The organism is Microvirga sp. ACRRW (assembly GCF_022346925.1).
Classification (GTDB): domain Bacteria; phylum Pseudomonadota; class Alphaproteobacteria; order Rhizobiales; family Beijerinckiaceae; genus Microvirga.
Map to the genome: position 1 here is coordinate 193,772 of NZ_JAKRNJ010000003.1, position 18,455 is coordinate 212,226.

An 18,455-nucleotide genomic window follows, 5' to 3' on the forward strand; every position below is an offset into this window, starting at 1 on the left:
TAGAAACCCCGCATTGCCTGCCGGTGATTCCGGCCTTTTACGTTCTGGAGCACCTTAATTGTGGCGGTTTAAGGGGCGGTTAAGCGGTAGAAGCCTCGGAATTCCCAGGAAAAAGCCAAGCTTACACAGCATCCGCAAATCTAAGAACACGAGACCTTGAGTGGTCGGGCCGAAAAACTATTCGGCGGCCAGGGGCAGCTCTCCCGTATCGGGGTCGGCCTCGGCCAGATCGTGGATGCGGCGCAAATCGTTGAGGAAAGCCTCGTAGGCCTCACGCTTCGTCGCCTCGTCGGGCAGGCGCAGCAGATAGCTCGGATGCACGGTGATATAGCCGCGATAGGGGCCGAACTGCGCGAGACCACGCGAGCGCGAGATCGGCGTCGACTTTCCAGTGAGCGCCAGAAGAGCCGTTCCACCGAGCGCCACCACGAGCTTCGGACGCACCAGCTCAAGCTCTTTCATCAGCCAGGGCCGGTAGTGCTTCACTTCGCCCGCCGTGGGCTTCGAGTGGATCCGGCGATGGCCGCGCTGCTCGAATTTGAAATGCTTTACCGCATTGGTGAGATAGACTTGGCTTCGGTCGATGCCGATCTCGTTCATGGCCTTGGTGAAGAGCTTGCCGGCAGGCCCCACGAAGGGCCGGCCCTGCAGATCCTCCTGATCGCCGGGCTGCTCGCCCACGAAAACGATATCCGCGTGCTTCGGCCCTTCGCCGAACACGGCCTGCGTTGCGCCGGGCACCAGCGGTCCAGCCTTTGCGATGATGGCGTTGAGCTCTTCGAGTGTTTTCGGCTCCTGATCCCACATCGCCTCGATGGCGCGTTCAGGCGTGCGTTTGGTGGGCATGGTCGCCTCCTGTTCGATCATCGCGTCAACGCGCTGAGAGGCGGTTTGGATCAGCCCGGGAATGGAAGCGGTCTCAGGCAGGTTGCGCCAATATTTCTTCGGCATCTCAGCGCGCATGGCAGTGGGGTTCACGCGTGCCGGATTGAACACGCTCTCGTAATAGCCGCGCCAGCCTTCCTCGAAGCTGTCCTCGTCCGGTGCATCCTCGCGCTGCGCGGACGGGCCGAAGGTAAGGGCATGCCGGTCCCAGCGCATGGAACCGATGGGGGTGAGGATCGTCCAGTCGAGGGAGCGGAAACGGTCGATGAAAAACGTGGCTGAGGCTTCGAGAATGAAATGGTCAGGCTCGAACCAGGCGGCGAAGCGCTCAAGCTCACCGTGCATGCGCCGGAAGCGCACGAAGGCATACATCTTGTGAAGATCGCGTCTGACCGCGCGTGCCATCATGTCGATGCGATGCACCAGCGGATCGCTCGCGATTTCCAGAAGGTCGCGCTCGCCGTTCAAAACGCGCCAGGCGAGCTGATAGAGCAGGGCGAAACGTTCCGGGTCGCTGTGGCACACGCACAGCTCGATGAGCCGCGCCACGCTTTTCGGCAGCGAGACCGGCGGCGCATCGTGCAAATCATCGTCACCGAACAGGCTGGGTGCTTCATCGAGGGACCAGAGGATGTGCTGCGGAGCGAGCTCCTCCGCCATCAGCCAGCGCACGGCCCGACGAAAGCCGTCGAGATCAGCGCCGTTCTTCAAGGTGATGCGGTGCAGGCTCATGCTTGATCTCTTCTGTCATTCCCGGCCGGAGCGCAGCGGAGGGGAAGGGAATCCATAGCTCGGTGCTTGATCGTGGATCCCCTTCCCGGCCCTATGGGCCGCCGGGGATGACACGGAATGTCCGAGCTCATGCGAACAAGCTCAGCTGCTGCGGCTTTTCGATCAGGCGCTCACGCAAATCCTGCCGGTCGAGCCTGGCCTTCGGGTGATAATCGGTGGTGACCAGAAAGGGCTTGGCGCGCTTGAGGCCGGAGGTGAGGCGCGCCACATCCTCCAGCCGCAAGGTCGTATGCCGGCGCGCGGCCACGAGCTTGTCGACTGCACGCGCGCCGAGGCCCGGCACGCGCAGCAGCATCTCGCGTTCGGCATGGTTCACATCGACCGGGAACAGGTGGCGGTTCTTGAGCGCCCAGGCGAGTTTGGGATCCACATCGAGATCGAGCATGCCCTGCTCGGAACTCTCCGCGATCTCCTCGACCTGGAAGCCGTAATAGCGCAGCAGCCAATCGGCTTGATAAAGTCTGCTTTCGCGCATGAGCGGTGGCGATTTCAGCGGTAGGATGGCGCTCGAATCCGGGATCGGGCTGAAGGCTGAATAATACACGCGCTTCATGGCGTAATTCCCATAGAGCTTGGCGGATGTACGCAACACATCGGCATCCGTCGTGTCGTCCGCGCCCACGATCATCTGCGTGGTCTGGCCCGCGGGCGAGAAATGGCGGCGCTCTTCTCGTGCTTCCTCGATACGCTCGAACATCTGCGCCATGGCGCCCTCGATGGACGCGCCGTCCTTCTCCGGCGCGAGGCGCTCCAGGCTGTGCTCCGTCGGCAGTTCCAAATTGATGGACAGGCGGTCCGCCCAAAGCCCCGCTTCCTCGATGAGCCAAGGACTCGCCTCAGGGATCGTCTTCAGATGGATATAGCCGCGAAAGCCGTGATCGCGGCGAAGCTTCTTCGCGACCAGCAGCATCTGTTCCATGGTGTAGTCGGGCGAGCGGATGATGCCCGAGGAGAGAAACAGGCCTTCGATATAGTTGCGCTTGTAGAACTCGATGGTGAGCGTCACCACCTCGTCGACCGTGAACTTAGCCCGCTTCACATTCGATGAGCGCCGGTTCACGCAATAGGCGCAGTAAGCCATTACATGAAATGGAAGTGTCCAATCGGACGTGGGGCGGGAACGCTTTCCAGGCATCCTGAATCGTTGCCCGCAAATGATGTTCCTTTTATGTTCTCATAAGATCGTACACCTGAGAGTCAATAGACTGTCCGGTATCAGGAATCTGACTGGTACCACCCTGCGGGAAGTCTGAACCCTGGCCCTCGATCACCGTCCTGGCTCAGGAATTCCACTCCGATCGCTTCAAGGGCCCGCTGTACAGCTATTTGAGTGCGGACGGTCTGATCGGACGGTTCCGCCTCCATCCGGGATAGCGAGCGCTCCCCAATTCCTGCTGCCTCAGCCAAGTCCTTTTGGCTGAGTCTAAGCGCAATTCGCGCCGCTTTCAGGAGATCCGGGGCTGGGTTCATGGCCCGAATGTGCATGCACCATCGGAGAAAGCTAGCTTGTCAACATTTGGCGTATCATACGCCAATATTGGCGTTCTATACGCCAAATTGCTGGCATCGAATCCTTGGATGCGGTAACTCTGGTGCGAATCAGCGGCCCGCCGCGCACGCATCCTGGAACGTCATGAGTGTCTTTATCTTCGCTGGATCCAAGGGTGGAAGCGCCCGTACGGTCTCAAGCATCCTCCTCGCTGCTGGACTTCGCGAGCTCGGCTTCTCCCCGGTTCACGCACAGCTCGTCGCGGAGGGTATGCCGCCATCTCTCGGCAGGATCGATGAGCTTCCGTTCGCGGTCTCCTATACGCGCAGCGGAGATTTGAAGCTGGTCGAGGCCGTCTTGGAGGCGAGTTCGCATTGTGGTGCCTCGCATTCTCACATCATTCTCGACAACCCTGCGCTGCCCATCCGGAAGGTCCTTGCCTACGCTACGGACACCCGAATGCGAATCCTTCTTCCGATGCGCGACGGACTACAGGAGATTGGGCGAGTCCTTCACGACGTACATGAAATTCAGGAAGAGGCGAGTGTATCCGACGGTCTCCTGCCGAAGGTCTGGCTCCTTCCCGTCGGTTGGCCGTCAAGCCTGAAGCCCAAGGACTACTTCGATATCCTGTCGCGCCGAGGCCTTAAGCGAGAACCTCTATTGGCTCTGTCCATCATCCATCCGGGAGTTCCCTATCTCGACCCGCTCGACCTTGAATTCCGGGACGATGAGAACCGCTTCACTCTGACCGAGCAGCAGCAGGATGCCGCCATTAGACTCGCGGAAGCGGTTCTGCGTGCCAACGGCGAAGCGGCATCGATACGGACGCCTGATAGTTGGTTCACCGGACTGAAATCGGAGTGAAACGGAGACCATCCTTCACCCCTCCTGAATTTTCACATGCATTCCGGAAGGCGCCTCCCTGCCTGACGCTTCATTTGCATCAATTTGCTCAACGCCTTCGACCACAGCTCACCATAACCTCCGAGAAGCCCATGTTCACGATCACCGCAGCACGACCCTTAAACCTGGCGGATGCCACGCTCGAAATCGAACGGCTCCAACGCCTGGCCGTCGATCTAACGAAACTCCGGGATGGATGCGGGCCAACTGAGGCGGACCTTGCAGAGGCGCCGTTCCTCGCAAGCTGGAGCCGCGAGCTGCGGCCGGCATTTTGCCTCGCGGGCCACGTCGTCGGACACCCACGCCTGACAAAAGCGGGTCAGCTGATCGTAACCTCTGACCTATGGGTGCTGAATGAAGAAGAGGGATGGGCTCGGACAATCTCCCGCTGGTACCGCCTCGGACAGCGAGCGTCCGACACGCCTGCATCCTGATTGCTGGATGACACCCAATGTCATCTCAGGGGGAAAAATCGCCGCGGACTGGAGCACGCCGCCGCCATTTCGAACGGCGGTCCTGCGCCGTTGTGGAGGCGCGTTGTTTGCCAACCGCGGACGAGCTCCTCCAAGGAATGCCGTTCTTTGCCGATAGCATCCAGCAGGACATGCAATGCTTTGCCGAACATTTGCTGCCGCGAATGCGGGAGAAGCCGGGCTATCGGGCCAAGGCGCGCGTCGTCCGAGCTCTGGAGCGTCTTGTGGGCAATGCCGACATTGAGGATATCCAGGAACTAGCGAGCGCGTTTGCAGCAGCCTCGGACAATCTGCCATCCGAGGCCAAGTCCTGGCAGCTTCGATGCCGGATCTATCTGGCACACATGCTTGATCACCATGCCGCTCTGGCGTTGGCTCAGGATGCGATCACGATGGCAACGGCATCTGAGATCATCGATAGGTCGCCAGAAGAAGCCGTAGAACTCATCGGCGCAGCACTTGGCTGGTTATCGTTCGCCGCTGCAAATCCGGCATTCAACTACCTTGCCGCTGTTCCGCGTGGCGTTTTCTGGGCTTCCATTCTCAATGGAACTTTGAGCAGGGGCCACATCCTGCTGGGTATGGTGGAGCGTAATCCACTGTCGGCTCCAAAAGAGCAAGGAATGCCGCCAGTCCTGACGGCACCGTCGGCGAGCCGCCCTGGGGTTGTCGTATTTGAGCAGACCGGAAATCGAAACACTGAAGCAGGCACGAGAGTTGCCGAGCACTACAAGGACCTTCTCGGCAAGTCGCTTCCGCTTGTGCCGATGCCGGACCTCGTCGGCGTACGGACGGCTTTAAAGTCTGAGTTTCCATATGCGAAAGCCACGATTGATCGCATTCTCGGAGATGTTGCGATTCAGCCCTATGTTCAACTTCGCCCAACGATCCTCGTGGGCTCGCCTGGATGTGGAAAGTCGCGCTTCGCTCGTAGACTGCTGACATTGATTGGCATGCCGCACGACGTCATTTCTTGCGGCGGTCTGTCAGATGGCACATTTGCTGGAACGCCTCGACGCTGGAGCACAGGCGAGCCATCGCTACCCGTTGCACTGATTGGCCTATACAAGAATGCCGGGCCGGGCATTGTGCTGGATGAGATCGAGAAAGTCGGAAACTCCCGGTATAATGGAAACGTCCATGACGCTTTGCTTTCCTTCCTCGAGCGCGAGACGTCGTGCCGCTATCACGATCCTTACGTGCAGGCGGCCTGCGATATCTCGTACGTGTCCTGGCTGATGACGGCCAATTCGCTCGATGGCGTCTCGGGTCCGCTACGCGACCGTTGCCGGGTCATTGAGTTTCCCGCGCCACGCCCGGAGGATCTGTCGACACTGAGCCGACAGATCATGAGCGAGATGCTTGCCGAGCAGGGCCTCGATGAGCGTTGGCTGGTGCCCCTCGATGGAACGGAGATGGAGGCCATTCTGGACGTTTGGACAGGCGGGTCGCTCCGAACGCTGAGACGCATGATCGAGATTGCATTGGCAAGCCGTCACGTGAAGCAGTGAACCATAAAAGGGCTAAAGCCATGGTTTCAGGCGAAGACTACGTTCCGTCCATGCTGGCGCATATCAGAAGACTGATGGCCTGGAATTGGGACCAAGTTGCCTACCATCTCGGCAGACCACGCTCGGTGCTGCACGGCTGGACCCTTGGACAAGAGCCGGACCCAACAAGCCTTCAGCGTCTCCGTGGGCTGCTTGAGACGCTCCGCTACACTGACCGGGGCGACGCTGAAGCGAACCAGTCACTTCTGACCCAGGTCCCGCCTGGAGGTCGGACGATCGCCCAACTTCTTCAGGATGGTCAGTTCCATTTAGTCCAGGAGTTCCTTGGTCCAGGCCAAGGACGCCGCGACACCAGGAAATGGTTCACGCAGTTTGCTGAGCGCACCCTTTTGGGCGATGAGCACTGGTACGACAGGCTTCTTCGAACAGAAGGTCGTGAAGTCGTACTCGAACCTTCTGAGAAGCCGAGTACCAGGCGGGTAACCGTGAAGCGTCGATGAAGTGTTGCGAGTTTCGTGACCTCGCCCCCCCCACACCATCCGTGAACTCTTGTCTCCGAAGAGACAAATGATCCTACCGTTCTTATCCGGCGAGAAGCACCGCTCGTTAAGAGGTCGAATTCAGCCTCTTAATTGAAATCATGGGCTACAAAAGGACAGTTCTTGCCTCTTATCGCCTGAACACTTCGATCGAGGGCCATGACCGCCCGACACGACCGTCGCTAGCTGGGCATCGCTTGTTTTGTCTACCGTAGGCGGTGCGGCCGACGTGGCTTCAAGCAGGCTCAAATGGCAGGCCGGCGCATTGCCTGAGTAGGTTTCCTGGCATTCAGAATTCGATCAAGCTCGGTTGTGCGGGATTTAGCAAGCCCCGCCTCCTCGGCAAACTCCGGCCAGCGGTCAATCGCCGTTCGCACCTGATCGATGACATCCTTCGCATCCTGCTCCGGGATCGATGCTTTCTTGGAGATGGTCAGCAAGTGTTGCATGTCCGGATTTTTTCCTTCACCCGCGACATCCGCGCTGTGTTCTCCTCCCGGCCCCGAAGAGAATGTTAGGTCGTAAGCAGGAGAAAGAGTCCATCGCCCGTCCCCTTTCATGAGAAAGGCGTGGTTCTTGGCGTGGTCGTCTCGGTTCCGCGCATATACGTTGAAAACCATATGCCGGAACATCCGAAGGACTTCGGAACTGTCGCGGGTCATCAGAAACGTCAGCTTATGAAGCTGTTCGTAGTTCAACGACGCCTCGCGATGGCTGGCATTCAGAATGCCACTGGCAGTATGCATATGGAGTCGGCCGTCGAGCGTTCGGTCGAACCGCTTCGTGGCGAAGAGACGATTGCCCTTCTTTGTATTGAGGACTCGCGTCTCCGCCATTTCCACTCCCGCAGCGCGCGCCATCAAAGCATACGCCGCTTCCTCGACGCCGATTTCAGCGGGGTCATCAGCGCTACGGGCCTTGACCATCCATCGTTCGAAACCGGGCTCCATGCTCTGCCCGTAATCGAGAACAAATGTATTTTGGACCTGATTGAAGCCGATCATTATTTTTGGACGCGCGCCCGCGGATCCGCCCTGTGCGCCCTGAAGAGTGTCGATATCGGCAACGTCCAACTCAGCTTGGATCAGGTCGACCTGCTCAATGAACCAATCCAAATCGATGTCATCATCGAGTTTCTTATCGCCATCAGGTAATTCTGGAATATACGCCAGCGCACCCATTCCCGTCGTTCCGACCGCAGAGAGGCGATCCAGCGGAGTGAGCTGGTGATAATCGATCCCGAGCCTTTGAAGCCGTCGATCAAGAAGGAGACGACCCCATCCGTCAGGGAGACTGTCGTTAAACAAGCCATGGAGCCCGTCGAACGGAACACGCGGCGCTTCGATCAAGCCTGGATTTGTTTTCACATAGAAGGGAGAGACCAGTAACGGCGCAGCGAGGAATTCCGCCGAGTACTCAAAATAGGCCCTACGTTCGCTGTTGCTCCATGCGAGGGTCCCTAAATTGGTCTGTTTCCCCTCGAGATCGAGGACGACGCTCATTTTCCGGATTGGATTGAACTTCATTTCCTTCGCCCCCTCTGCCTGACCGGACGGTCGACGACATCGTCGATTGTCTTAGGCGGCCGAGGTGGAAACAAGTGCTCGAACTCAGCTTCTCCTTCGAGAACAAACGCGAGCTTCACGAGGGCTTCGAGCGAAATCTTCCCCGTCTCCTCGAACAGCCTTAAAGATCCATAGGAGACACCCGCCCTGGCAGCCAGTTCTCTCTGAGTCAGTTCGAGATCAAGCCGTCGACGTCGTATCCTTTCCGAAATGCCCTTGATCACATCAGCGGGGCTTGTCATGCTAAATGTTAGCATATTGGCACTTACTCGGATATTTAATGATAAATGCCAATATAATGGCATTTATAACAGATTTCAATAGCACGAAGCCGATCACGGGGAATTCCTGATCAGCTCTTCTTTAAGACCCGGTATGGCCCCGTCAGATGATGGCCCGATACGCCATGGGATGATGTCCCCGACCAGTGCGGCAAACCTCACATTTGAGTTTACGGAAACAGTCATATTCCGATGACGCCTGTCGGGTTGGCCGACGGTGGGTTTTCGTCGCCGGGTCCGGGATCCTGCTTCAGATTGCCGAGCATGTCTCGGCAGTAGCCGGCAGCGCATCACTGCATGGTTTCGGGCGGTCGATAAACAGGTGGACGCAAGATCCTATGGGAAAGTCCCGGCAGTATCGCAGTTTTTCGTTGCATTGGCAGTGAGTTGCAATGCTAGGATGAAAAAGGAAACAATTCTGCCCAGCCGAGTCCCCATGAACTCCCAGAGCCGATCCTATTTTCCCTGCTTCAGCACGAGCCCGTTCGAACTGCGCGCCTATCTGGAATGCAGCGATCAGGTCAAGGATTCGATGACCCCGATAGTGACACTCACCCGTCAGCGCGGAGCCGCGACGATCGAGGATTCGTTTGAGGTACTTGGTAATGCCGCGGGTGGGCGCCGCATGATCGTGGACTTCGATGCCGCTCCGAAGACGGTCGCAACCGCTGCCGAGGCGGCGGAACGACGCCGTCAGCGGGCTAGGGCCCGAGAGGAACTCGGGCTCAAGCCGACCCGCCCTCGAAGCGAACGCGAGCTGGCACGCGACGAGGAGGGGCGACGCGCGACGGAGGCTTTCAACGCTCACATCGGGGGACTGGAAGGATCTGCGTCGTGGATCAGCTTGGCTCTGAAATGGCAGGGCATGATCCCGATCGTCCGGCTTGGGTCGCAGGAATCCGTAGCAGTCCAGATCCGTGCGGCGGCCCGCTCATCCTCTCCCTTGGCCTTCCGAGTCGCGGCCGATGACGAGCGCACGCTCCAGCTCGCAGCAAGGGGTATCGCGCAAATGACCGACCCGTCAGGATCGGTGCTCATCGTCGATGGAGGATACGTCCGGAGTTCCATTCGCGACGCCGCGAACCGGATCGATCAGGCGCTGCGTTCCATGCAGGCCCAGTTAGGTGAAGCGTTCCACACGATCGATAAAGTCGTGGTATCAGGAAGCTTTCCGACGACATCATTGCGCGACTTTCCACGCATGCTCGCGATGGACGAACATGATGTGTTCGCATCCGTGAATGGGACGTGGGATGTCCGCTACGGAGATCATGCATCTCTCCCCCGCCGTGAGCCGCGGGCAGGTGGGAACGGATGGTTCCCTCATGTAGATCTCGTACTGGGAACGAGCTGGCGGATCGAACTTGAAGAGAGCAATTCAGACCCTGGCGCCTACATTCGCTGCGCGGCCACGACCTTTAAATCTCCTGAGTGGAGTCGGAGAACGGATTGCTGGGGAACGTCGGTCATCGAACAGGTGGCGCAGGGAGACCTACGCGTGAACGGCGCGAAATTCGGCGCGCCGGCTCCATGGATTTCAGTTCGCGTCAATCAGCATATCACACGGATGGCGGGCGGCAGATGATTGCGGACTTTCCAAACGCAGTTAGATTTTGAGCCTTCTCAATTCGAGCGCGGGCTTTGATAAGCCTGCGAACCCCGTCGGAGATCGTTGGGCGCGAGAGGGAAGAAACGAGCTTCTCGACTAGGTGAGCATATGGAGCGGTTCGGAATCCTCGATCCAATCCATGCCATTCCAACAAAGCCACCAACTCCTCCCTTTCGAGCAGCCTGACCAAGGCACCGGAATCCGTGGCTCGATTGAGCCGCCCCGGCCTAACGGTTTTGAGCCGGACATTGCCGTTCTCTCCGGCCGTGGCGAGCATGATTCCCCACCAATCCGGAACCATCGCGACAGCCGCAGCATGATGGACACGACCGACGACAAGAGTCATTCGGTCGGCAGCAAGGCTGAAGAGGTCTGCCTGCCTCTTCAAGCGTCCCAGACGGTCTCGATCGCTCTTGATCTCCACGCCCGACAGTCGTCCGTTCACGACGGCAAGATCCATACGGGCGGACCCTCGCGCTGCACGAAGTTCCTCGACGACGACAGCATCATCATCAGCGTGCCTTTCGGCCAGGAGCTGTCTGACGGCTCTTCGAACCATTCCGTCATCAGTGTGGATGGTGGAGCTCTTCGACATTCCCGGTCTCCCGTGTTCACCCTCGGTGGCGCATCTCCCTGCAAGGATAACGCCCCGAACAACCCCTTTAAGAGAGTTTCGTCACCAAAGGATTGATTTCAAGCTCTATCACGCTCTTGCCGCCAATGCGATCACTCCGCCTCGCGCCGGCCGCCCATCACCTCAATGGGGAGGCCTGCGCCGAAGGAGCGAATGATCGCAGCGTTCGTGCGAACTGCGACCACCATGTTGAACTTATGGAGCAAGCCTGAACTTCGCGCGCGACCTAAGCAACGCCCATGGATCCGTTCATCAGATCACGAAGAAGTCCTTGTGGGTCATCTTGTGCCCTTTGCCGACCTTGGCGATCAGCACGGCGGCGCCCTTCCCGGAGCCGTCGGCGTCGTAGTACAGATAGCCCTTCTTGTTGTCGTAGACGACGTAGTCGTTCTTGTCCTTGGCCTTCGGGCCGATGGTGAAGAAGTCCTTCTTGAGCGTCCCTGCCTTCGAACCGACTTTCTTGAAAATCGCATTCTCGAGGTGGAACGTGTCGTCCTTCACCGAGAAGTCGGTGACGGTGTCGACGTTGGTGGACTTGTTCAACTTCGTATTGAACACGAAGGCGTCCTTGCCCTTGCCGCCCGTCAGGGTGTCGTTGCCCAGTCCCCCGAAGAACTTGTCGGCTCCGGCACCGCCCACGAGCTTGTCGTTCCCGGTTGTGCCGTACACGACCTCATTATAGACATCCGCCACCGTGATATTGAAGGTATTGACGGACGAGGCGCCGAACTCGTCGGTGGCCTTGACCTTGATCTGGTGGATCTTCACCTGCTCGAAATCGAGCTTAGCGCCATTGCGGACCATGATCTTGTCGCCCACGATCTCGAAGATGCCGGCCGCGTCATCCAGGAGGCTGAAGGTCGGCCGGCCATCCACGTCATAGGCGCTCAGAGTGCCTACGACCGTGCCGTTCGCGGAGTTCTCGGCCACCTGGGTCGAGGTGATCGAAATCGCTCCGGGGGCGTCGTTCACGTCACGGACCCAAAGCGTGAAGGTTACTGAGGACGGGGCCGAGCCATCGAGAGTGACGACCTTCAGGTCAATGGTGCCGCTGAAATTGAGCGGAGGAGTACCCGAGAAGGTCTTGGTCGCCGCGTCGAAGCGGATCCAGGCCGGCAGCGCCGAGCCATTCGCCAGAGCTGCCTGAAGGCGGGTGGCGGTAGGATCGAGGACGCCGGACGGCAGGGTCATCGTCCACGGGCTATCTTCGTCGGCGATCTGTTCGGGAAGGGTATTGGTCGCCATGAGCGCATCGTCGAGCGACATGGTCGTGCCGTTGAACGAAATCCTCTCGATGCCGGACAGCAGGTCGTATCGGCCGGAAGACTTCTCCGTCACTTTGACTGAACCGTCGGCGAGGCGGACGAGGGTGAAGTCATTGCGGAGGCCGAAGAGCATGAAGGTATCGGCGCCGACGCCGCCGTCGACCACGTTGTTGCCCGGCCCTTCGCTGCCCCAGCTTCCATTGGTAGAGCCGCCGAAGATGGTGTCGTCGCCTTCCCCGCCGAAAAGCAGGTCATCGCCGTCGCCGCCGACGATGATGTCATTGCCCTTACCGCCGTCGATGACGTCCTTGCCGCCATATCCGCCGTCGAGGATGTCATTGCCGTCCATGCCGTAGAGATGGTCGTCGACGTCGCTGCCCTCGACGGAGTCCGCAAGGGAGGAGCCGACGACTTTCTCGACTTCCGTGATGAGGAAGAATTCGCCCCACTGGTTGGACCCGGTGTTGCTTGCCAGGGATACGGTGACACCCTGCGTCGGTGCCGGGGCCCCTGCCGGCAAGACTTCGAATGAGGCGGTGTCGAAGCCGTCGCCGCCCCAAATTGCATCCGGTCCGACGCCCATGCTGAAGTGATCGTTCCCGTCGCCGCCTCGGAGATCGTCGAAACCGAAGCCGCCGGATAGGGTGTCGTTACCGGACATGAGGGAGGCCATCAGATCGGCGACATTCCCGCTCTCGAGAAAGCTGCCGAACTCACTGAGGCTGGAGGAGAGACCTGACATCTCCACGAGGCCGACGGCGCCGGCTGCGTCGAGCAGGCGAATTCCGGTGACGGTGCCGGCAATCCATGGCGCGGTAGCTGCGGCGTCGATCATGAAGCCGATTCCGATGAGTTCGAGCCTGAACCCATCCCCGGTCGTGAGTACGATCTTGGTCCCGCTGTTCGAGACGAGGGTTGAGATGCCGGCCCCATAGAAGAGGGCGTCGGCGTAGAACTCGAAGTTGGAGGCTGCGGGGGCGGTGACGTTGAGAATGGCCATGACCGGGTCCTATGAGAGCGTCGGAGAAGGAGCGCTCCGGGTCTCATTGGGATTGAGTCCTTGCCGCGCCTTTGTTGCATGCAGGCGATGCAGTGGGGTCTCAGCCGGAGGGGGAGACGACTCAATGTAACGTTGCATGTACGAATATGGATTATTATCCATATGTGCGGTTGGCAAGATCCGGTTCGAGTGGCCGGATGGATATCCAGCGAATCCTTGCCCAGAATGTGCGCCGCCACCGCCTCGCCGCAGACCTGTCGCAATGGCAGCTTGTGGAGAGACTGGAGGCGCTGGATGCTGACCTAGGGGTAGATCAGGCCTATCTTTCGCATCTCGAAAACGGCCGAAAGAACCCGACGCTGATCACGGTGGCGTGTATCGCGAAGGCGCTTGGGGTGACGGTGGCGCAGTTGGTCCAAGAACCGGACGCTGGCTGAGTCACGCGCTGCAAAAGGACCGAGCGTAATCTTGAGATTGCTCCTCATCAGGGAGCTTCCCCATATGTTATGACCAGCTTGCGAAAATGGTAATAACACCCTTACACGACCTCATGAGGGCTTCGAGAGAGGCGAGGTCGGTTGATCCGCTAGATGTGGAAATCAGAGGTGATCCCGATACACTCCCGAGATAAAGAGGTAAACGGACCTTCATCGGGTGCAGGGAAATTCTGCTCATGACCCGACGCGGACCTCAATACTGTTATCTTCAAGTGTCCGCAATGCGGGTGGGCTAAGGCCCCCGAATTCGACATGTGCGGATCTCAGCAGCAGCCCGCAGGTTCCGCAACTTTCCCAGCGGGCTGGATCAGCTCGACGTCGGAGGGGCTGCATCCGCAGCCGGACTTGCCCTCAGCCTTGGCCTCGGCATCCGCGACGCAGCAGGCGTCGCTCTGTGAGGGAGCAGGTCCTCCGCAGCACTCCAATGATGGCCCTGCATTCGGGACAATGTTGGTCGAACACACACCTGTCTCCGGCAGGACGAGGTGAACGTCGTCGGCCCCTGCGAGGTCGCCGGCGATGGCCGCAACGACGGAGCGGACTTGCTCGTAGCCCGTCAGCATCAGGAATGTCGGAGCGCGGCCATAGCTTTTGATGCCGACCGTGTAGAAGCCTGGTTCCGGATGGGCAAGCTCACGATGACCGTGCGGTGGCACGGATCCGCAGGAATGCAGATTGGGATCGATCAGCGGGCCAAGCGCCTTCGCGCTTTCCAGCCAAGGGTCGAGATCGAGCCGCAGCTCCCGGGTCAAGTTGAGATCGGGACGCTGTCCGGTCGACACAACGATCCTGTCGATCGGACCGAGTTCGCGGATGCCGCCGGCGGTCTCGCCCTCGAGCATGACCTGATTGCCGATAGCCGTCACGCGGGTTGCGGAGAAGCCGGAAACCAGAGCGATACGCCCGCTGTCGACGAGTGCTTTGAGGCTGGAGCCGAGTTCGCCGCGCGCCGGCAACTGGTCAGCGCGCCCGCCGCCATAGACCCGCATGAGATTCTCGCCACGGGTTGTCCAGATAATGGACGTTTCGGGGCTTCTCTCAGCCAAGCGGGCCAGATCGAGCAACACGTTCGCCGCCGAATGCCCGGCGCCGACGACGAGGATTGTCTTGCCCTCGTAAGCCGGGCGGTCGCGCCCGAGCACATCCGGAATTCCGTATGCGATACTCCCGGCATTCTCGGCCTCGCCCTCAGCAAGGATGCCGCCTGCGCCGAGCGGGTTCGGAGCTGTCCATGTGCCGGAGGCATCGATCACCGCTCGCGCAAGGTCGCGCCGGATCATGCCGCTACCGTTGGAAACCGCAAGGACAAATGGCTTGGTCTCGCGACCCTTGCTGAGCACCTTGTCGGCGCCGAGGCGAGTGATCGCTTTGACTTGAACGCCCGTCTCGATCACGGCTGCCATCTCAGGTGTGGCGGCTAGCGGCTTTAGATAGGCGTCGTACAGATCCGATCCCGTTGGCATCGCCTTGCCGGAGGGCTCCTGCCAGCCATGGGATTGGAGAAGCGCGCGGGCCGCCGTGTCGGTGTTGTACTCCCAGGGCGAGAACAGGCGCACATGACCCCAGTCTCGGACATTGGCGCCGACCGTTGCTCCCGCTTCGTAGACCTTCACGGACATCCCGCGTTGGATCAGATGGGCGGCGGCGGCAAGGCCGACGGGACCGGCGCCGACGACGGCGACGGGGAGGCTCTCAAGCGAGGTCATGGGACAGTTCTCCTGGGGTCGATCGGCGGCACGGAATGGCATCGGCCTCTCTCTTCGTCGCTACTTCTAGAATTATCGAAGTAGCGCACAAAAAATAATCAGGCGGCATTGTCCGTCTGAGTTGCGCATCCTGCGTCGGCGCAGCACTCGTCGGCGAGATAGCCGATGAGGCCATTCATTGCCGGGTAACTCGCTCGGCAGATCAGGGTCGTGGATTGCCGCTCCTGTGTGACCAGCCCGGTCAGCAGAAGCCGCTGGATATGGTGCGACAGCGTCGAAGGCGGAATCCCAAGGCGCTCTTGGATTTGCCCGACAGGCAGGCCGGCTTCCCCGGCACGCACCAGCAAGCGGTAGATTTGGAGACGGGTGACATTCCCGAGCGCTTCGAGCTGCTTGGCTGCTTGTTCGACTTTCATGGAAATAAGGTAGAGCCGATCCCAGGCGCTGGTCAACAGCTATTTCGATGTTTGTCGAAATAATGCTCTGCAATGCTAAAGGAGGAATCCGCACCTATTCAGAATATGCTAAATGGAGCCAACTGGGGGCATGAATGATAACCATCGGCATACGCGCGGCGCCACGGGTGGTCACCTTTGCAGTCTATGACTCGGAGGCTGAGCGGATCATCAATGTCGAAGAAATCAAAATCCCTGCTGCCTTCTCTATGCCGGACGGTTTGAAGTATCTTCGCAGCAATCTTCTGGATGTCTTGCGCGAGTACGAGGTCGGGCAGGCTGGCGTGCGAGTAACCGAGCCGAGCGCGCAGTCTCCCAGTGTCGAGCGGATCCAGATCGAAGGGGTGATCCAAGAGGCCTTCGCCAGTAGCAATTTGGCGAAGTATTACGTCGGGCAAATCTCGTCGATTTCGTCCCGCCTCGGCATTGATCGCGCCCGCTTTAAGCCGCTAGTCGATGGCGAGAATGCATACGACATCGAGAACTGGGACAAAATGACGAAAGAGCAACGCGAAGCCGTGCTCTGCGCCGTAGGGGCGACGAATGCTTAAACCGTACCAGACAGGTCAGGTCACTTTCGACCTGATCAAGGAGATCGGCGCCGATGGCCGCAACTCCAAGACCTTCGTGTCCCGGGATCATCAGCTCGATGCCGAGATCGTAATCAAGAAGATCGACAAGAAGACGCTAGCCTCACCCGGAAATTTCTTTGACGAGTCGAAGGCGCTGTATGCAAGCGCTCATCCCAACGTCGTGCCGATCCATTATGCATGCGAGGATGTCGACGCGATCTATCTGGCAATGCCGTACTATCGAAAGGGCTCAGTCAAGGGATTGATCACCGATCGCCATCTCAGTGTGCGCAGGATCGTGACGCTGGGCTGCCAAGTTCTGACGGGCCTTCACAACATCCATTCGAAGAAGTTGATCCACTTCGATGTCAAGCCGGACAACATTCTGCTGTCGGAGCGTGAAGAGGCGCTCCTGTCAGACTTCGGGCAGGCGAAGCAAATGAACTTCGTCGGTAAAGCGGCTCAAGATCGTCACTACACCCCGATGATTCCGCCGGAAGCAACGAAGACCGACCATTTCGACGTCACCTTCGACATCTACCAATTCGGGCTGACGCTCTACCGCATGTGCAATGGAAACAACGCCTTCTACCGACAACTGGCGAAATACGGTCCTTACAACACCTTCGATCGCGATAGCTTCCGGTTCGACTTGCATAACGGTCGCTTCCCGGATCGGAAAATCTTCCCGCCGCACATTCCAGCCAAGCTAAAGAACATCATCAAGACCTGCCTGGAGCCGAACCCAAAGGATCGCTACGGATCGGCCCTTGAGGTGTCCAATGCCCTGGCCGACATCAGCGGCCAGATCCTGGACTGGCACTTTGTCGAAACCCCTGATACAAGCACATGGGTGAAGAACGAAAACGGAACAAAATACGAGCTAACCCTTAAGCTCGATGGAACTTCCGAGTTCTATAGAAGCGTTAACGGTGGTCAGCGGCGGCGTATCATGGAAGGATGCAAGCAGTCGCTGTCGCATAAGGATGTGCAGAAGCTCTTAGGTTCTTACTGATGGTCAAGATCAAGAACGATCCGAGCAGGTATGTAAGACGTTCCACTCTTGCGGGACGGCGGAGCAGTGCCGTGGGCGAGAAGAGCGACCAATCCTCCCGAAAGCGGGAGCGAGAATTCCTGGTCGCGCCAATCGACGACAATTTCTACATCGACTTCAGGGTGAAGCCCTCGCGGAAGCAAACCTAGAAATTCCCTTTGATGGTTCCGCGACCCGCTGTTGCGACCTTCGGCAACTGTTCACTTCGCTCGTACCAGCCCTGGCTGCGATTCACGATCCACACGACCGAGAGCATCACGGGCACCTCGATCAGGACGCCGACGACCGTCGCCAATGCCGCCCCCGAGTTGAATCCGAACAGGCTGATGGCTGCTGCGACCGCGAGTTCGAAGAAGTTGCTGGCGCCGATCAGGGCGGAAGGACCAGCCACACAATGCTGCTCGCCTGCAATCCGGTTCAGGAGGTAAGCGAGCCCCGAATTGAAATAGACCTGGATCAGGATCGGTACAGCCAGCATGGCGATGACGAGGGGCTGCGCGAGGATCTGCTCACCCTGGAAGCCGAACAGCAGTACGAGTGTTGCGAGCAGAGACACCAACGACAGTGGCTGAAGAATTCGCAGCAAGCGCAAAAGAGCCGCTTCGCTACCCTGTGCGAGCAGGCGCCCGCGCAGAACCTGGGCGAGGATCACCGGGATGACGATGTAGAGCACGACCGAAAGCAGGAGCGTGTCCCATGGTACCGTGATCGCGGACAGTCCGAGCAGCAAGCCGACGATGGGCGCGAAGGCCACGACCATGATGATATCGTTGAGCGCCACCTGTGACAGCGTGAAATGTGGCTCTCCCTTCGTCAGATGACTCCACACGAACACCATCGCCGTACAGGGCGCCGCCGCGAGAATGATGAGGCCTGCGATGTAGGAGTTGATCTGGTCGGCGGGCAGATAGGGCTTGAACACGTAGCCGATGAAGAACCAACCGAGCGCCGCCATCGAGAACGGCTTGACGGCCCAGTTGATGAACAGCGTCACGCCGATGCCGCGCCAATGTTCGCGTACCCGTCCGAGCGATGCGAAGTCGATCTTGATCAGCATCGGAATGATCATGAGCCAGATCAGGGCGGCGACAGGCAGATTGACCTTCGCGATCTCCAGCGCACCGATAGCATGGAATAGCCCCGGGAAGGCATGGCCGAGAGCAATGCCGGCCACGATGCACAGGGCAACCCAAACGGTCAGGTAGCGTTCGAAGACGGACAT

The 18,455-nt window shown here is 59.1% G+C and carries 17 protein-coding genes and 1 pseudogene; 8 read left to right on the forward strand and 10 right to left on the reverse strand.

Translation table 11 applies throughout. From position 1 onward, the window contains the following. Positions 1-177: 177 nt before the first annotated feature. The 3 genes and pseudogenes from MHY87_RS08220 to MHY87_RS08230 all read right to left on the reverse strand — a co-directional run bounded on the left by MHY87_RS08220 (position 178) and on the right by MHY87_RS08230 (position 3,162). Positions 178-1,617 (reverse strand): UdgX family uracil-DNA binding protein, encoded by a 1,440-nt coding sequence (locus tag MHY87_RS08220; protein ID WP_239350943.1) that lies wholly within the window; start codon positions 1,615-1,617, stop codon positions 178-180. A 127-nt stretch (positions 1,618-1,744) separates the two neighbouring features. Further along, positions 1,745-2,749: pseudogene (locus MHY87_RS08225) on the reverse strand (putative DNA modification/repair radical SAM protein); the annotation flags it as partial. Positions 2,750-2,892: 143 nt separating this feature from the next. Continuing rightward, positions 2,893-3,162, reverse strand: a complete 270-nt coding sequence (locus MHY87_RS08230) for a helix-turn-helix domain-containing protein (RefSeq protein ID WP_370644870.1) — start codon at positions 3,160-3,162, stop codon at positions 2,893-2,895. 148 nt (positions 3,163-3,310) lie between these two features. Here MHY87_RS08230 and MHY87_RS08235 point away from each other — a divergent pair, with 148 nt between their 5' ends. The 3 genes from MHY87_RS08235 (at position 3,311) to MHY87_RS08240 (ending at position 6,056) form a co-directional block, all read left to right on the forward strand. After that, positions 3,311-4,033 carry a hypothetical protein gene (locus MHY87_RS08235; RefSeq protein WP_239350947.1) on the forward strand — a complete coding sequence of 241 codons (723 nt, stop codon included), beginning with the start codon at positions 3,311-3,313 and terminating at the stop codon, positions 4,031-4,033. 131 nt (positions 4,034-4,164) lie between these two features. Beyond that, entirely contained in the window at positions 4,165-4,506 is a 342-nt protein-coding gene (locus MHY87_RS18955; protein ID WP_370644871.1) for a DUF6634 family protein, read from the forward strand. 137 nt (positions 4,507-4,643) lie between these two features. Further along, entirely contained in the window at positions 4,644-6,056 is a 1,413-nt protein-coding gene (locus MHY87_RS08240; protein ID WP_239350948.1) for an AAA family ATPase, read from the forward strand. Between the two features lie 784 nt (positions 6,057-6,840). Here the strand turns inward: MHY87_RS08240 and MHY87_RS08245 are convergent. Then, positions 6,841-8,121, reverse strand: coding sequence for a type II toxin-antitoxin system HipA family toxin (locus MHY87_RS08245; RefSeq protein ID WP_239350949.1), 1,281 nt, complete (start codon positions 8,119-8,121; stop codon positions 6,841-6,843). After that, positions 8,118-8,402 (reverse strand): helix-turn-helix domain-containing protein, encoded by a 285-nt coding sequence (locus MHY87_RS08250; protein ID WP_239350950.1) that lies wholly within the window; start codon positions 8,400-8,402, stop codon positions 8,118-8,120. The genes MHY87_RS08245 and MHY87_RS08250 overlap by 4 nt, the downstream gene beginning before the upstream one ends. Positions 8,403-8,877: 475 nt before the next feature. Here MHY87_RS08250 and MHY87_RS08255 point away from each other — a divergent pair, with 475 nt between their 5' ends. Then, positions 8,878-10,026 carry a beta family protein gene (locus MHY87_RS08255; protein ID WP_239350951.1) on the forward strand — a complete coding sequence of 383 codons (1,149 nt, stop codon included), beginning with the start codon at positions 8,878-8,880 and terminating at the stop codon, positions 10,024-10,026. Here MHY87_RS08255 and MHY87_RS18960 read toward each other — a convergent pair. Both MHY87_RS18960 and MHY87_RS08265 read right to left on the reverse strand, forming a co-directional pair. After that, entirely contained in the window at positions 10,001-10,645 is a 645-nt protein-coding gene (locus tag MHY87_RS18960) for a sce7726 family protein (protein WP_370644872.1), read from the reverse strand. The two genes, MHY87_RS08255 and MHY87_RS18960, sit on opposite strands and share 26 nt — an antisense overlap. Before the next feature lie 291 nt (positions 10,646-10,936). Beyond that, complete coding sequence (locus MHY87_RS08265; RefSeq protein WP_239350953.1) at positions 10,937-12,949, reverse strand: putative Ig domain-containing protein; 2,013 nt, start codon at positions 12,947-12,949, stop codon at positions 10,937-10,939. Positions 12,950-13,146: 197 nt separating this feature from the next. On the opposite strand from MHY87_RS08265, the gene MHY87_RS08270 reads away from it, so the two are divergent. Next, a complete protein-coding gene (locus tag MHY87_RS08270; protein ID WP_239350954.1) occupies positions 13,147-13,386 on the forward strand; it encodes a helix-turn-helix domain-containing protein in 240 nt (79 codons plus the stop codon). 323 nt (positions 13,387-13,709) lie between these two features. Here the strand turns inward: MHY87_RS08270 and MHY87_RS08275 are convergent, their stop codons facing one another. Next, a complete protein-coding gene (locus MHY87_RS08275; RefSeq protein ID WP_239350955.1) occupies positions 13,710-15,152 on the reverse strand; it encodes an FAD-dependent oxidoreductase in 1,443 nt (480 codons plus the stop codon). Positions 15,153-15,250: 98 nt separating this feature from the next. After that, complete coding sequence (locus tag MHY87_RS08280; RefSeq protein WP_239351495.1) at positions 15,251-15,568, reverse strand: helix-turn-helix transcriptional regulator; 318 nt, start codon at positions 15,566-15,568, stop codon at positions 15,251-15,253. A 134-nt stretch (positions 15,569-15,702) separates the two neighbouring features. Between MHY87_RS08280 and MHY87_RS08285 the strand changes: the two genes are divergently transcribed. Genes MHY87_RS08285 through MHY87_RS08295 form a run of 3 tightly spaced genes read left to right on the forward strand, consistent with a single transcriptional unit; the run spans position 15,703 to position 17,382 of the window. Beyond that, the gene (locus tag MHY87_RS08285; protein WP_239350957.1) at positions 15,703-16,158 is read left to right on the forward strand and encodes a hypothetical protein; all 456 of its coding nucleotides are present in this window, start codon (positions 15,703-15,705) and stop codon (positions 16,156-16,158) included. Then, positions 16,151-17,194 (forward strand): serine/threonine-protein kinase, encoded by a 1,044-nt coding sequence (locus MHY87_RS08290; RefSeq protein ID WP_239350958.1) that lies wholly within the window; start codon positions 16,151-16,153, stop codon positions 17,192-17,194. The genes MHY87_RS08285 and MHY87_RS08290 overlap by 8 nt, the downstream gene beginning before the upstream one ends. Next, positions 17,194-17,382, forward strand: a complete 189-nt coding sequence (locus tag MHY87_RS08295; RefSeq protein WP_239350959.1) for a hypothetical protein — start codon at positions 17,194-17,196, stop codon at positions 17,380-17,382. Before MHY87_RS08290 ends, MHY87_RS08295 begins: the two co-directional genes overlap by 1 nt. Here the strand turns inward: MHY87_RS08295 and arsB are convergent. Then, positions 17,379-18,455, reverse strand: coding sequence for an ACR3 family arsenite efflux transporter (gene arsB, locus MHY87_RS08300; RefSeq protein ID WP_239350960.1), 1,077 nt, complete (start codon positions 18,453-18,455; stop codon positions 17,379-17,381). The two genes, MHY87_RS08295 and arsB, sit on opposite strands and share 4 nt — an antisense overlap.

What these genes read in the sequence shown, in the direction of transcription:
- MHY87_RS08285 (WP_239350957.1), top strand. Translation starts at nt 15,703, where the DNA reads ATGATAACCATCGGCATACGCGCGGCGCCACGGGTGGTCACCTTTGCA.
- MHY87_RS18955 (WP_370644871.1), top strand. Translation starts at nt 4,165, where the DNA reads ATGTTCACGATCACCGCAGCACGACCCTTAAACCTGGCGGATGCCACG.
- MHY87_RS08270 (WP_239350954.1), top strand. Translation starts at nt 13,147, where the DNA reads ATGGATATCCAGCGAATCCTTGCCCAGAATGTGCGCCGCCACCGCCTC.
- MHY87_RS18960 (WP_370644872.1), bottom strand. Translation starts at nt 10,645, where the DNA reads ATGTCGAAGAGCTCCACCATCCACACTGATGACGGAATGGTTCGAAGA.
- MHY87_RS08235 (WP_239350947.1), top strand. Translation starts at nt 3,311, where the DNA reads ATGAGTGTCTTTATCTTCGCTGGATCCAAGGGTGGAAGCGCCCGTACG.
- MHY87_RS08290 (WP_239350958.1), top strand. Translation starts at nt 16,151, where the DNA reads ATGCTTAAACCGTACCAGACAGGTCAGGTCACTTTCGACCTGATCAAG.
- MHY87_RS08280 (WP_239351495.1), bottom strand. Translation starts at nt 15,568, where the DNA reads ATGAAAGTCGAACAAGCAGCCAAGCAGCTCGAAGCGCTCGGGAATGTC.
- MHY87_RS08275 (WP_239350955.1), bottom strand. Translation starts at nt 15,152, where the DNA reads ATGACCTCGCTTGAGAGCCTCCCCGTCGCCGTCGTCGGCGCCGGTCCC.
- MHY87_RS08255 (WP_239350951.1), top strand. Translation starts at nt 8,878, where the DNA reads ATGAACTCCCAGAGCCGATCCTATTTTCCCTGCTTCAGCACGAGCCCG.
- MHY87_RS08250 (WP_239350950.1), bottom strand. Translation starts at nt 8,402, where the DNA reads ATGACAAGCCCCGCTGATGTGATCAAGGGCATTTCGGAAAGGATACGA.
- arsB (WP_239350960.1), bottom strand. Translation starts at nt 18,455, where the DNA reads ATGTCCGTCTTCGAACGCTACCTGACCGTTTGGGTTGCCCTGTGCATC.
- MHY87_RS08240 (WP_239350948.1), top strand. Translation starts at nt 4,644, where the DNA reads ATGCCGTTCTTTGCCGATAGCATCCAGCAGGACATGCAATGCTTTGCC.
- MHY87_RS08230 (WP_370644870.1), bottom strand. Translation starts at nt 3,162, where the DNA reads ATGCACATTCGGGCCATGAACCCAGCCCCGGATCTCCTGAAAGCGGCG.
- MHY87_RS08245 (WP_239350949.1), bottom strand. Translation starts at nt 8,121, where the DNA reads ATGAAGTTCAATCCAATCCGGAAAATGAGCGTCGTCCTCGATCTCGAG.
- MHY87_RS08295 (WP_239350959.1), top strand. Translation starts at nt 17,194, where the DNA reads ATGGTCAAGATCAAGAACGATCCGAGCAGGTATGTAAGACGTTCCACT.
- MHY87_RS08265 (WP_239350953.1), bottom strand. Translation starts at nt 12,949, where the DNA reads ATGGCCATTCTCAACGTCACCGCCCCCGCAGCCTCCAACTTCGAGTTC.
- MHY87_RS08220 (WP_239350943.1), bottom strand. Translation starts at nt 1,617, where the DNA reads ATGAGCCTGCACCGCATCACCTTGAAGAACGGCGCTGATCTCGACGGC.